This is a genomic window from Parachlamydia sp. AcF125, assembly GCF_018342475.1.
In the GTDB taxonomy this organism is placed as follows: Bacteria; Chlamydiota; Chlamydiia; order Chlamydiales; family Parachlamydiaceae; genus Parachlamydia.
In genome coordinates, this window is sequence record NZ_JAEMUD010000003.1 from 305,107 (window position 1) to 319,020 (window position 13,914).

13 protein-coding genes are annotated in these 13,914 nt (G+C 42.5%); 3 read left to right on the plus strand and 10 right to left on the minus strand.

Features of this window, described 5'->3' with window-relative positions:
- The gene (locus PARA125_RS07515; protein WP_213158235.1) at positions 1 to 492 is read right to left on the minus strand and encodes a hypothetical protein; all 492 of its coding nucleotides are present in this window, start codon (positions 490 to 492) and stop codon (positions 1 to 3) included.
- 974 nt (positions 493 to 1,466) lie between these two features.
- Between PARA125_RS07515 and PARA125_RS07520 the strand changes: the two genes are divergently transcribed.
- Together PARA125_RS07520 and acpS are read left to right on the plus strand one after the other, a co-directional pair.
- Positions 1,467 to 2,561: a PIN/TRAM domain-containing protein gene (locus tag PARA125_RS07520; RefSeq protein WP_213158237.1), complete on the plus strand. Its 1,095-nt coding sequence runs from the start codon at positions 1,467 to 1,469 to the stop codon at positions 2,559 to 2,561.
- 28 nt (positions 2,562 to 2,589) lie between these two features.
- Positions 2,590 to 2,985 carry a holo-ACP synthase gene (acpS, locus tag PARA125_RS07525; protein ID WP_213158239.1) on the plus strand — a complete coding sequence of 132 codons (396 nt, stop codon included), beginning with the start codon at positions 2,590 to 2,592 and terminating at the stop codon, positions 2,983 to 2,985.
- A gap of 9 nt (positions 2,986 to 2,994) precedes the next feature.
- On the opposite strand, the gene PARA125_RS07530 is transcribed toward acpS, so the two are convergent.
- On the minus strand, positions 2,995 to 3,813 hold the full coding sequence (locus tag PARA125_RS07530; RefSeq protein ID WP_213158240.1) for a hypothetical protein: 819 nt from the start codon (positions 3,811 to 3,813) through the stop codon (positions 2,995 to 2,997).
- Between the two features lie 2 nt (positions 3,814 to 3,815).
- A complete protein-coding gene (gene trxB / locus PARA125_RS07535; protein ID WP_213158242.1) occupies positions 3,816 to 4,766 on the minus strand; it encodes a thioredoxin-disulfide reductase in 951 nt (316 codons plus the stop codon).
- Positions 4,767 to 5,450: 684 nt separating this feature from the next.
- Between trxB and PARA125_RS07540 the strand changes: the two genes are divergently transcribed.
- Positions 5,451 to 6,923 (plus strand): sodium/proline symporter, encoded by a 1,473-nt coding sequence (locus tag PARA125_RS07540; RefSeq protein ID WP_213158244.1) that lies wholly within the window; start codon positions 5,451 to 5,453, stop codon positions 6,921 to 6,923.
- Here PARA125_RS07540 and menA read toward each other — a convergent pair.
- The 7 genes from menA to PARA125_RS07575 form a co-directional block, all read right to left on the minus strand.
- The gene (gene menA / locus PARA125_RS07545; RefSeq protein WP_213158246.1) at positions 6,903 to 7,811 is read right to left on the minus strand and encodes a 1,4-dihydroxy-2-naphthoate octaprenyltransferase; all 909 of its coding nucleotides are present in this window, start codon (positions 7,809 to 7,811) and stop codon (positions 6,903 to 6,905) included. The two genes, PARA125_RS07540 and menA, sit on opposite strands and share 21 nt — an antisense overlap.
- A gap of 50 nt (positions 7,812 to 7,861) precedes the next feature.
- Positions 7,862 to 8,692, minus strand: a complete 831-nt coding sequence (gene menB / locus PARA125_RS07550) for a 1,4-dihydroxy-2-naphthoyl-CoA synthase (RefSeq protein WP_213158247.1) — start codon at positions 8,690 to 8,692, stop codon at positions 7,862 to 7,864.
- A gap of 12 nt (positions 8,693 to 8,704) precedes the next feature.
- Complete coding sequence (locus PARA125_RS07555) at positions 8,705 to 9,430, minus strand: alpha/beta fold hydrolase (protein WP_213158249.1); 726 nt, start codon at positions 9,428 to 9,430, stop codon at positions 8,705 to 8,707.
- Between the two features lie 6 nt (positions 9,431 to 9,436).
- A complete protein-coding gene (gene menD / locus PARA125_RS07560; RefSeq protein WP_213158251.1) occupies positions 9,437 to 11,020 on the minus strand; it encodes a 2-succinyl-5-enolpyruvyl-6-hydroxy-3-cyclohexene-1-carboxylic-acid synthase in 1,584 nt (527 codons plus the stop codon).
- A complete protein-coding gene (locus PARA125_RS07565; protein ID WP_213158252.1) occupies positions 11,017 to 12,060 on the minus strand; it encodes a chorismate-binding protein in 1,044 nt (347 codons plus the stop codon). The genes menD and PARA125_RS07565 overlap by 4 nt, the downstream gene beginning before the upstream one ends.
- 307 nt (positions 12,061 to 12,367) lie before the next feature.
- Positions 12,368 to 13,216, minus strand: a complete 849-nt coding sequence (locus tag PARA125_RS07570; RefSeq protein WP_349305703.1) for a nucleotidyl transferase AbiEii/AbiGii toxin family protein — start codon at positions 13,214 to 13,216, stop codon at positions 12,368 to 12,370.
- 2 nt (positions 13,217 to 13,218) lie between these two features.
- A complete protein-coding gene (locus PARA125_RS07575) occupies positions 13,219 to 13,824 on the minus strand; it encodes a type IV toxin-antitoxin system AbiEi family antitoxin domain-containing protein (protein ID WP_213158256.1) in 606 nt (201 codons plus the stop codon).
- Positions 13,825 to 13,914: the final 90 nt, after the last annotated feature.

Consider the following 13,914-nt stretch of genomic DNA (forward strand, 5'->3'; position numbering starts at 1 on the left):
TTAAATCTGCTCCATGCGAGGAAGCGCAGATCTCAGATAGTAAATACCTCCCTGAATTAACGCTGTTCCAACGGCAATATCGATGAAAGCCCGCACATCTGAAGGCATCCCTAACACACGCATCATCACCCCTAATCCTATCATCGCCACAATTAGAAGGAAATTTCCTCTACTGTAAATGTTGAGAAGATGAGTGGGGTCAGAAAAAGCTTTAATTCTCAGCAAGTTTCGCAAGACTGCTTTTTTCAAGACAACCCGCCCCTTAAAAAATCCTGTCAAAAGGCTTAACACCACAAGGGCTAAAGCTGCAATCTTCACTTCTCCTACCGCACTTAATTGGTTCATTAACGGATACGTCCCTTCCGATTGCAAAAGCAAAGATTGCACGGCTTCCATTAAAAATCCTAATCCCAGTTGCAATAAAAAAACGCCAATTCCAATCCACATTGAACCTGCAATCACGATTAAAGTTTTATGACTGACTTTAAACATACTCTTCCTTAAATAGATTTAACATATAATAAACGATTGGACCCATCCTCGCCTGAAGGCTCTTGGAGTTGGACCCTGCCCTCTTATCCGAGGAACAACATTATTTTGGGCTGCATTAACGGCAAAAACGTGTTCTGTTGAGAATAGATAGAGAAATATCAAGTTCTTCATAAGTAAGTCCATGCCGCTAAGGCCCCTGCTATAAAGCTCTTTACCCTGCAAGCTGAGCCTGCAGCGTCTTAAGCCTGCTCTTTTATCGATTACAAGCTGAATTGAAAGGGTTTCCTCAGGTTTACAAGACAATGATATAACTTGGCTGATGAAAGCGTCAATAGATTTAAAAGGAGGAAAAACAGGGACTTTTCTTAATAGCCTCCATTCTATCGCACTACAGCGATCTCCCCCTCTAAAGGTCGCTGTTGACTCCCTTCTTAAAAGCCCAGCTTTTTATACAGCTTATGGATAAAATTGGGAAATCCTAAATAAGCGACCTTCGATGACTTGCAAATAGGCAACAAGTAGAAAAACGTTTGAATTCCCTTAAATCCACAAAAAAAATGGAATAAAGAGAAGAAAGATAAACAAAAGAGATTTCGAAACAGATCTAATTTCCCGCCTGTTATTTTTTTTAATATATAGACAAAAAATAGACCGTTCAATTATACCAAGTTGGGGACGGTCTGGCTGCCATCCTCAAGTCAATTGTTTAATCAAATATAAACACATGAGGCTTATCCGCAAAACCGCTTAGCCTTCTGCTATTTTTCGTGCTCACCTCGTTTTCCTCAAGAAAACCAGTTTTCAAAAACCACATGAGAATAGCTTTATTTAATGCGAGCAATGCTTAAAGGTTTGATTTTTCATTTCGGACTCCAGATGGTGGACTAAAATCAGAAAACATTAGCAAGACCGTAACAATATAGTGATCAGAATACAACAAAGATCGACTGAAAAATTAAGAGGACTTAATTAAAATGATGAGTATTTCTCTCGTATGTATCCGCGCATTTTTTGTGGCATTCGCCGTTCTTATTGCCCTAGCTTATGTCACAATTTATCCCCTTAGTTTCTCCCCATTCCTCAACCTTTCTATGGGAATTTTAGGAGGATTAGTCGCAAGCTTTATTATCGTGGGGTTAGAAAGCACCTGGAAGCGTTTCGGAATCATTGAATTTGCCCTTACATTAGCAGGTATCGTCCTCGGGAACTTTATGGGAGAAGCCCTTTGGACAATCTTGCAGCCTTTATCTTTTTACAGCCCCTCTGCTGAGATCGCCTCTCTTTTTAAAGCTAGCGTTTTTCTAATTTCGATCTACTTTAGCTTAAGCGCTCTTTTCCACACTGCTTATAAGCTTCAACTCCAGTCTTATTGGAAAAAGAAAGAAGCCAGCACCAGCTATACTTCTAACATATTGATTGATTCCTCTGCTCTTATGGATCCTAGGATTATTGACTTAGCTGCTTCGGGCATTTTGGACAACCATTTAATCATCCCTTCGTTTGTCACAAAAGAATTACAGCAGTTCGCGGATCAAATCGATGAACAAAGCAAAGCTAAGGGTCGCGCAGCTCTTGATATCATCAAAAAACTAGAAGCTCTTCCCCACTTAGAACTTCGGCATTCCGATATAGATTTCACTGATCTGGGAGGAGACACCAGGGCGAAATTAAATCGCCTTGCCACCGTTTTACCGGCAAAAATTTTAACAGCTGACATGAGCCGTACCCCCCAAAGTTCGGACGAAATTTCGATTATCAATATTCATTTTCTGTCCAATGCTTTAAAACCCATGACCCAAACAGGAGAATGCCTCACAATTAAAATTCAAAGGTATGGGAAAGAGCCTCGCCAAGGCGTGGGATATTTGAAAGATGGAACCATGGTGGTTGTCAATGGAGGAGCTGAATTTATTGGAGAAGAAATCAAAGCCTATGTTTTATCAGTCAAGCATACAGCTTCTGGGCGGATGATATTTTGCAACGCATCTGACGACGAACTCACTCCTGATCTTCCTGAACAAGAAGCTGCCGATCTTAAGGTTAAAAATAAAAACTACTACACGATATAAAAGCCCTTTGCATGCGGAGAATTAAAAAATGGCCATCCTTGGAATAGGGAATGATATTATTGAAATTAGCCGCATAGCAAAGAACATTGAGCAATACGGTCAAAAGTTTCTTGACCGCCTATTCACAAACCAAGAGCAAGCTTATTGCCTGCAGTATCGGCAATCAGATCGTCACTTTGCTGGACGCTTTGCTGCCAAAGAAGCAATCGTCAAAGCATTTGGCACAGGTTTCGGAACGCAAGTTGCATGGACAGACCTTGAAATCCTCAACGATCCTTCAGGGAAGCCTCATGTTCGCTTATCCGCGGCTTTGGAACTTCGCCTTCCCCCCGATACCCAAATTTTCATTTCAATCAGCCACTGCAAAGAGTACGCCACCGCCTGTGCTATCTGGACCGATGAAGCTAAACATCAAAGCTGGTAAAAAGATTTGTTAAAGACCAAAGGGATAAAGGATCGAAATGGTCAATTGGCTTGCTGTACGCGGGCAATTATGAGCATACACCCGCATCCCAAATTCTATCTCAGCCGTAGCCGTAGAATCCCATGCATATTGATACTTGGCCCCGCAATCAACAGACTGGTGTCGAACTCTGCCATACCCCTGAAACTTATGGATACGCAACCTTCTCGTTCCTAAGCCCCACAAAGAACGCACAAACATCCCCCATTGATGTCGATCCCCATGATTATTCTCCCAGTGAAGATTGGCCCGAATCCAAGGAGCCCCCTGATCCGCGATCCCTAGAGCAAGCAAGCCCCATCCACGTGATGTCCAAAATTCTTCGCTGCTAACCTCTTTTCCCCAGGCAATGTGTGGCTCTATTTCGAAGCCCCCATGATGAAAAACGCTGATATCATTTAGACCTTGCCTAAATACTTGGGTAAAAGCTACCCCCGTGACTAAACTTACACGTTCTCCAATCACATCATTCATCCATAAATAACGTCCTAGCAAACTTAAATGGTCAAAGTTAAAGCTATGCCGGTGCGTCTTAAGAAAACCACATTCAATTTCCACGTTGATAAGGTCTAGAATAGGAACCGATAAGCTCCCCTCTAAGAAGTAATCTGTAGAAGAATAGCGGCTCGATCCTTTGGCATTAACTGAAGAATAGGCTTGAATTCTGTTGAACAAACGGCTTTGGATTTCTAAATTACGCCCATACCAAGGGGAAAAGTCCAAGGCATGGCTAATAGATATAGAAAAGCAACCCCACAAAAAAAGGGAGAAAAGCAAAATTTTTCGCATTCTTAGATATGCCCCCGCGCGGCAAGCTCTCTTTCCGCTTCAATCGCAGCCATACAGCCTGTTCCAGCGGCTGTGATCGCTTGCCGATACACATGATCTTGTACATCTCCACAGGCAAATACAAGCTCTTTGCTTGTTTGGCAGGTGCCTGGCTTTACTTTAATATAACCGTTATCGTGCAGGTCGAGCTGATTTTTTAAAAAGGCTGTATTAGGAGTATGCCCTACTGCGAAAAAGACTCCCCCCGCTTCTCGCCTAGTTTCTTGGCTGGTTTTCAAATCTTTTAATACCACCTGCCTAACAACATCATCCCCTTCAATGCGCTCAATGACATGGCTCCATAGGATCTCCACTTTAGGATGATTCTTAGCTCGCTCTTGCATAATTTTGGATGCACGCAATTCGTCTCGCCTATGCACCAGATAAACCTTACTTGCAAATTTAGTCAGATACAAAGCCTCTTCTACTGCTGAATCTCCGCCACCCACCACATATAAGTCTTTGTTTCTAAAAATAGGCATTGCCCCGTCACATACGGCACATGCCGTCACACCTTTTTGCCAAAATTCTCCGTCATTAGCTCCAGGGATATTCAAACGATTCGCACTTGCTCCGGTTGAAATAATGACTGCATCCGCCTGATAGGTCATTTTGGTTCCATAAACGATATAAGGGTGTTGGCTAAAGTCAACTGCTGCCACATCCTCGCTTAAAAACGTCGTATTAAAGCGGAGGGCTTGCTGACGAAAATTATCCACTAAAGCAGGCCCAGTAATACCTTGGGGAAATCCAGGAAAATTTTCGACCTCTGTTGTAGTCATCAACTGCCCCCCCGCAACACCAGAATAGAACCCTTCAAAAAGAACGGGTTGAAGATTTGCGCGGGCAGCATAAATAGCAGCAGTATATCCAGCGGGACCTGAGCCAATAATTACAATTTTTGCTTTGTGCATGATTTCTCCTAGAGTTAGCAAAGGCAGAGCCATTTATTCCTGATGTATGGTACCAAAACCACCTGAATTAAAGAAAGGCAGGGGATGGGCATACTTGAAGCTTAGCTGTGGATTTCATGGGAACGGGAAAGAGGTTCTCTTTATTGGTATACGAACCTTCAACCGAAAGCAGGACGCCCTTTTGTTAAGACACCCTTAAAAGGCGGTTGATATGTTCGTAATCTTCATCAGCGGTCTTTCGAATAGCACTAGGGGCCATTTTTGCTCCAGAAATACCTTTTTTTCTGTTATCAAGTCAAAAGCTTCATTTCAATTTAAGTTAACCATACTAACCCTTATTCTTGGATTTTGCAATAGATACTATGCGTGAATAAAAATAGAGAAGTGCTGGAGACGGAGATCTTATAATAGGCTTTTATAAAACGCTATGGACAATCCAGCTGGAGCAAAAAAGTGAATCGCTCATTAAGGCTACCGCTGGGTATTAATCACCTTAAACACCCCCATAAAAAGACAAATTATTTCTTCAAAACAAACTAAATATCTCTTGACTTTGCGTAAGCAATTCATAATAATTGTCCACAATTTAACTTCCGAAGTTAGAGTAGCTTTTCTTACAAAACCCAAAAGCGATCTCTTTCATACTTTGAAGCCAAGATACCCCTTACTCCCAACGTGAAATTTATGGATTTATACGCTTTAGCTGCCTTTCTCACCTATTTTACTATTCTTGTTACAATCGGCGTTATCGCACACCAAAGACTCCGCACTTCGGCAGATTTCATTTTAGGGAATCGCTCCTTGAACTTTTGGTTAACTGCCTTATCCGCCCATGCCAGTGATATGAGTGCTTGGCTCTTTATGGCGCTGCCTGCTGCGGTTATGCTAGGAGGGCTATCTCAATCTTGGATTGCGTTTGGACTTTTGCTTGGCATGTTTCTCAATTGGCAGTATATTGCCAAGAAATTGCGCCAAGAAACAGAAAGGTATCAAAGCTATACCTTATCGAGTTATTTTGAAAGCCGCTTTAATGACCGAAGCGGAACCATTCGCCTCTTAACAGCTTCTATGGCTCTGATCTTTTTAACCTGCTACCTGTCAGCAGGCATGATCGCTATGGGTCGTTTATTTGAATCTGTCTTTGGAATTGATTATTATATGGGCCTTACAATCGCCTTATTTGTGGTGGTGTTCTACACCTCTTTTGGGGGCTTTACAACGATTGCCTGGATCGACCTCTTCCAAGCCCTTTTCTTGCTCTTTATTATTGTTTTCGTACCTGTTATGGCTTACATCCATCTACCTAACGGATTAGAAACGATTGCACAAGCCGCAGCCGTGCAAGATATCCAGACAGGTTTCTTCCACAAAATCTCCGCCACTTCCTATGGAAGCATTCTTCTTCCTATTTTAGGGTGGGGATTAGGATATTTTGGGATGCCACATATCTTAACCAAATTTATGGGAATTAAAAACCCTGAAGAGATCAATAAATCAAAATATGTGGGTATGGCTTGGCAAGTTGTGGCCCTCACTGGCTCCGTTGCAATTGGGTTTGTAGCCATCGGCTTTTTTAATGAACCTTTAGACAACCCCGAACTCTTATTTATTGATATTGTGCAAAGTTTGTTCCATCCCTTTTCAGCGTCTTTCATTATCTGCGCCATCTTAGCCGCCAATATGTCCACGATGGACTCGCAGATCTTAGTGTGTAGTTCGATTTTAAGCGAAGATCTTTACAAACATATGTTTCATTCCCACGCTTCTTCAAAGGAGCTGTTGCTCGTTTCAAGGATCGGTGTGGTTCTCGTTTCCTTCATTTCTCTAGCAATCGCCTTCAGCAATAATTCTTCTATCCTTGATACTGTATTATATGCGTGGTCAGGATTAGGATGCTCTTTTGGCCCACTAGTTTTAGCCGCCCTTTATTCTAAGCATGCCAATCGGCAAGGGGCAATCGCGGGAATTATTTTGGGAGGTGTGACGGCGGGAATATGGCCCTTAATCAATCATCGGTTGTTCGAACTCGAGATTCCTTCAATGATTCCCGGCTTTACTGTCAGCTTACTTAGCATCGCCCTTTTTTCCTATCTGACAGCAAAGCCAGCTCTTGCAGGAACTGTAAATGGAAAAGGCCTAAGACAGGATAAATCCTAGCCCCTGCAGCCCCCCAAAAATAAAATGAAGCAAAGCTCCCCGGGCTAAAAATCCATTATAGGCAGGACTGGGTTCTGTTTTCCAGATGTCTTGATTGAGGCGGATAGCTAATGGCAAAAGTAGCAGAGGCAAGGTAGCTGCCAGATAAAAGCCAGCCATTAACCACGCAAGGTTTAAAATAAAAGGGCAGAAAATGAGAAAAGTAATCTCCTTCCGGACGAATACCTTTCCAAATCTAACAGCTAACGTTCGCTTATTCACCTTAGCATCCCCCTCCACATCTCGCAAATTATTGATGGCAATCATCACGGTAGAATGGAGGCCCACTTGAGTTCCAGCTAGCAAAGCTAAAATACCCAAGTTACCTGTTTGTAGATAAAAAGCTGAGCAAGTCGCTACCCATCCAAAAAAGATAATCACAAATAAATCCCCTAGCCCGACATAAGCAAGCGGAAAAGGCCCCCCTGTATACAAATACCCACAAATTGCTGAAAGAACCAGCGTTAGAAAAAGAATCGGACCTCCTTTTAACACCAAAGGAATACCGACACACAGGGCTAAGAGAAAGCTCAACAATCCTCCCCATAAAATTTGTTGAGAAGTCAACAAACCCAGTTGGGTCACTCGCACAGGCCCCAAACGGGCTTCATTATCGGCACCTTTTTGAAAATCCAAGGCGTCATTCACAAGATTTGTCCCTGTTTGGATAAAAATAGCAGACAAAAGGGCAAAAAGAGCTGTCCACCCTTCAAAAGTTTTTGTCAATCCTATCGCTAGCGAGGTGCCGATAAATGTAGGAACAAAAGAGGCGACCAAGGTTTTAGGACGTGCGGTTAAAATCCAAGGGCGCATCTGTTCAAGCTTAGCTGTTAAATTTTTACTAACCATAAAAATATTCCTGATTGTAAGGGCATACGCTTATGCCCTATCTCAATAAATTAAGGAAGGCGCGTAAATTTTGAAAAATCGGGCTTTCTTTTTTCTAGAAAAGCGTTCTTCCCTTCTTGGGCTTCTTCACTCATGTAGTACAACAGGGTGGCATTTCCTGCTAATTCTTGCAACCCGATTTGGCCATCACAGTCAGCATTTAGAGCACTCTTTAAACAGCGCAAAGCTAAGGGAGAGTGTTGAAGAATCTCTCTACACCATTCTAAAGTTACTTTTTCTAATTCCTCATAAGGGACGACACAGTTCACCAACCCCATGTCTAAAGCTTGCTGCGCATCATACTGGCGGCAAAGGTACCAAATCTCACGCGCTTTTTTTTGCCCCACAATTCGCGCTAAATAACTACTCCCCAATCCTCCGTCAAATGATCCCACTTTGGGGCCAACTTGACCAAATTTAGCATTGTCTGCCGCAATGGTTAAATCGCATACCACATGCAATACATGCCCGCCGCCAATCGCATACCCCGCAACCATCGCCACCACAGGTTTAGGCAAAGAGCGGATCTGCTTTTGAAGGTCTAGTACATTTAAGCGTGATACTCCGTCATCCCCTACATACCCCTCAGCGCCCCGAATTTTTTGATCTCCCCCCGAACAGAAAGCGTCTTTTCCTTCCCCGGTCAGAATTATCACCCCAATCTCAGGGCTGTTGCGGCAGTATTCAAAAGCCTTTTGCATCTCCATCACAGTTTCAGGGCGAAAGGCATTTCTAACATGGGGACGATTGATCGTAATTTTCCCAATTCCATCCTCCGTTTTTTCAAACTTAATATCTTCATATTTTTTTACTGGGGACCATAACAAACTTTCTGTAACCATTGGTTTCCTTGCTTATAATTTTTTCAAAAAGTTGACAACGTGCGATTCAAATAAATGAGGCTTTTCCCAAGGCACGCGATGGGCAGCGCCGGGAACAACCGCGATAGCCGATTGAGGATGTGTAAGGCGGAGCGATTGGGCAATTTGCACATAGGGAGTATCCTCTTCCCCCACTATCCATAAGATAGGAAGATCGAGCGACTGCATGGGAATTTTTAAGTTGGCCTGATTACCCAAAGACCAAGTCATCAAGGCGTCTACCAATTGTTCTCGCGAAAATTCTGTTTCTCTTCTTTTCAAGCGGGGAGAAATTCCTTTAAAAGCTGGCTGGGCGTTCCACTTTAACAGTAAATTTTCCCATCCTTTTGTCTTAAATTCTTCTGCCCACTTCTGATCGGCTACCCTTCGAGAAGCTTTCTCGCTTTCCGTCTGCAAACCTAAGTTCCCTGCGATAAGAATGGCCGCAGTCCAAATCTTCTCAGCATCTAAAAGAGCATGCATAGCTAAGCGGGCCCCCAAAGAATATCCCAAAAGAACCCGCCGAAAGGGATTTTTCAACCCTATTACGTGGGCATTAAATGAGGCTGCCCACCCTTTAAGCCCCTTCCCTTTCGTATAAAAAGCAGGATCAAAAAGAGGGACGGAATGCAATTGGGTTTCTTGCTTTAAATGCTTAAACTCCTCCCAATCAGAAGGAAGACCCAAAAAGCCGTGCAAAGCGAATAATGAAATGGCCATATCTCTTTAAAGGGTTCCTAATTTTTTCCAAAATCGTGTGGTTGCTTCACTATTAGGGCGCAACTCAATCAAAGCGCAACCCTCTATCTTTAATTGATCGGGGATCCTCTCCCATAGCGCGTAAGGGAGATTCCAAAAAGCAGCAAAATGCTGAAATGAAATTTGATGTCCATTTTGAAAAATTTCTTCCCTGTACATGCGGGAGAAAATTTTTCCTCCCTGATTATTGACCACCATAATTTGAGCTGAAATATGTGGCAATTGAGGCAGAATCCAGGGGCCGGCCAAATCATACAGGGCGGTTAAATCCCCTAACAAAGCAAACTGAGGAGTATGCGGAACACACCATCCTAAAAAGGTGGAAATTTGCCCTTCGATTCCACTCATCCCTCGGTTCGCCTCCACCTGAATATCCCGATCTTCATGGCTAGCAGCCATATCCCACTCTCGAATAGGCAAACTATTTCCCAAATATATTCTGGAACGAGGAGGCAATAATTTTGAAAGAGAGGCGATCATCGAAGGCTCGGCTTCAGGCTCTTCATGGCATAGAGCTTGAAAAGCCAATTGGTATTGCTGATCCGCCTCAATCCAAGGGCGCGCCGATCTTTCAAAGGAGACTAATTTTTCATAGCTCGCAAAAAAAGGTTTTAAAGCTGTTCGGATATGCGCACCTCGGTTAAGACCCGCAAATGGCAACTCGCTAATGGAACAGACGTGCACATGTTGTCTTTGGTCCTCGAGATCTCGCCATAGACGAACGGTGGGAACCCCTCCAAGACGTAAAACTCCATCGATTTCATATCCTGCTCTTTCGGCATGTTTCCACAAGTTTTCTGTGCGTGTAATGCGAAGAGGCTGCAGTTTAGGATTTTCGCGCAACCCCGAGGTTGCTTCTAAATAGCAAGGGGCACCCAATTTTACCAAAAAATCGGCCACGGCCTCTTTATCAACCACTTTTAAAGCACTCACTATGACTAAAGGCCTTTTAGATAGCTTAAAAAATTGATCCAATAAAGCGCGGTTTAAGGGATTTTCAGCATCTGAGGAAGCATACAAAGGCTCTTTTTTCAAATCCCGGAAGTCTACCCTTTCAGCTTCCTCAGAAGCCATACCACTCGGATCCTCTAGACAAACATTGAGGTGCGCGGGAGCGCTTAAATCCCATTTTTTAAGGTGGCAATTTTCCCCATCCGCCAAATCTTCAGAAAAAATCGCGTAAGGACCATATAAATTCACTTGCTCGGCTGTTTGAGGGGCCCCTGTGCCTCTTAACCTGCGTGGCCGATCGGCAGTTATGGCAAGTAAAGGCAAGCCTGAATAATACCCTTCCATCATCGCAGGAAGTAGCTCCCCCGCTGCAGTCCCAGAGGTCGTAATCACCCCCACAGGGCGACCGGTTTGCTTAATTCTGCCCAAAGCAAAGTAGCCAGCAGACCGTTCTTCAAACCAAGAATAAACCCGAATGCCAATCGCTTGATTTAAAATTTTAACAAAATCTGCATTTCGAGAAGCTGCACAAATGCAAAATTCCTGCACCCCTTTTTTAAGGGCTTCTTCCAGCACTTTTAAAGCCAAAATTTTGCTCATAAATCAAGCATTTCCTTAATTGATTGCATTTTTAGGTTAATCTCCTTCCATTCGTGATCGACTTGGCTTTTTGCCACCACTCCGCAACCCGCTCCAATCATCATACGTTCGGCATTCCATTGCACATTGCGGATAGAGACAAAACAGCTTGCTAAGTTTTTGTAGATATACCCAGCTGGTGCCCCAAAGCGGGCACGTTTAACCGTCGTTTGGTAATCTTTCATCCAATCAAAACTCTCTTTCTTAGGAAAGCCCCCCAAAGCTGGGGTTGGATGCAAGGCCTGCACAATTTTCTCAAAATCTGCCAAAGCATGCAATTCCACTTCGATGGGAGTGATAAGATGGGATAAAAAGGGCAAATGCAAGGTTTTTAATTCCCCCACCTGAATCCTTCCAAAAGGAGTTAACGACTCCACAATCCCCCGCACAACCACCTGATGCTCATGCCTTTCTTTTTCATCAAATAAACTTGCCGCTTCTGCGTAACAGCGGGTACCTGCACAAGCATGAGTAGATAAGAGACTTTTCTCTTTTTGCTGAATTTTAAATAATACCTCCGGGGTCCCTCCTAAAATGCCGCCTTGCTGATTCCAAAATCCATACACATGGACAGGATGAGCGTCCGAATAATCTAACAAGCGGGACAGGCAATTTTGAAGTTTTTCGCAAGACATAGAAGGGCTTGATAGTTCAAAAGCGAAAGGAACGGCTTTTTCCATTTTCCCCTGGCAAAACATCTTTTGCAGATCGTCAAACCCTTTTATAAAATACTCTCGGTCCGAATTGATCCAATCTTGCTTAGTTGATTTGATCGGTTGAAAGAAATCTTTTAATTCCTCATAAGATCTTTCTTCCCAATACTCATGCTTAAACCAAGCAGATGCCGTTTGTAAAAAAAAGTCTGGAAAATAAAAGCTAGGGGACAAATCGCAAGGGGAACTTAGCCATGTGCGCGCTCCATAGCCGAGCAAAAAAGCTCCCCCTCCCAAACTCATAATGGTTCCGTTCTCTAAAAAATCCTTACAATTCTCAAACCTCATGCACCTGTCTCTTTATCGCAGTTAGCCAATCCGCCAGATTATAGGTGAAATCCTCTTTTTGGCAATTTTTTTGCTTAAACCAAACCGCTTAAGTTCTACTCAACCTTTGGGATTTTTAAAATGTTTTTTTATTGATTTTGATTTTTAAAATTGTTTCTCGCCCTATTTCTCTCTCAAAAATCTCTCTATTTGCTGAACAAAGGGTGATTTAGATGAGATTAACAGCGATTTGTTAGCATTCTAGGGTACTTCCCCTTTCCATAGATTTTGATAAGTTGGAGAACGCCCCATCTTTATACCTAAGTACCTATTCTAAAACTTTAGCGAAGAACTCACTTAAATCTTTAATAACCTTCTCAAATGGGAGAGGCTCATGGGAAATATCTTCCAAAAAGGCATTCCACTTATTTTTTTTAATCGGATGGTTATAGAAGGATTCCAAAAAAGCATTTGGACGAGCTTCAATAGCGGTTCCTCGGTTTTTTAGAACTTGGCGAATGATTTCTTGAAGTTCTTTTCGATCAAAATCGAACTGCTGTATCAATAACCATATGTCATAGAAGTCCTTCATGCGCGTATTAGCAAACCCCAATCGTATGATAGATTCAAATTTCTCTGCTATGGATGTTTGAGGCGTATATCCCCTTAATTCTGGGGCTGGGAAATCTAAAAGAGTAGGATACTTGATTACAGCAGGATGAGGTAGAATAGTATCACTAAACCCAAAATCTATTCGCAAGGGGAACTTTGCCGTAAATAAGTGGGCTGAAAAAGCGGCACTGATCCCACGATATTCAGCTTCTAACTGCGCTTCCGATAATTTCAATGTTTCTGAAGCAAATTTCAAACCATCAGAGAATACCTCGATATCGCAAATAGCATTAATAATTTTTTGCAAATTTTCTATAGAATTTGAAGTCTTTGCAAGAAGATCAATATCCACTGTAGCTCGATGGCTCATAGGATTCCAAACCTTTAACATCAAACCTCCCTTTAGATAAAAGGCATTTTGATAAGGAGATACGCTCAAGCGATATAAAAAACGTTCCATTGCATAATATTTCAGCACTTCCTGGACTGGTCTTTTTCTCTGCCTCGCGACATTCTTTAAGCGACTGTAGATCGACTCATCTAGATTCTTTTTAACCCTCTCCATTTTTATTGGCTCACTATGGTTTCCATAATAGGTTGAAGCACTTTTTCAACCCGATTCATTTTTGCATATTCATATAATCGATCAATCCGAGTTCTTTTGCGTTGCCAGTACATCTTTAACGCTTCAATGACAACATCCATGCCAATTTTATTACGAAACTTAACACAATCAGCTAAAGTTTTTTCGATATTATAAATTTTGACTGGATAGCCTCCAATTGATGCTGTTTTAATACCCGTCTTATAAAATTTTTCAGAATAATAAAAGTAACGAATAGGTGGATAATCTAATCGAGACTGTCTTGACTTCGTAGGAATGGCAATATACACAAAGTGGGGAATTTGGGTCGTGAGTTCATGATAAGCCAGAGCTGAAATCAAACATATGATGCCCTGAGGAATTTTCTTGGAAACAAGAACCAGATCTGTCTCGGAAAAATCAGGCGCTTCAACCAGCCTGTAAGTCCCTTTAGCCAATTGCTCTAATAGCCCTTCATCTCGCAACTGGTAGATCAGGCGAGGATGAATGCCCAAACGGATCGCTTCGGCAGTCCGAAGAAGCCCTTGGTTTTTTTTAAAGAGCTTTATAGCTTTCTGTCTTGCATTCATGGATAATAATGTTGGTAAATTTTAACTTTTTCCTACATTTTTATCCATCATCTATTCCAAGTCAATGGAAATCGCATCCATGGCTTTTAA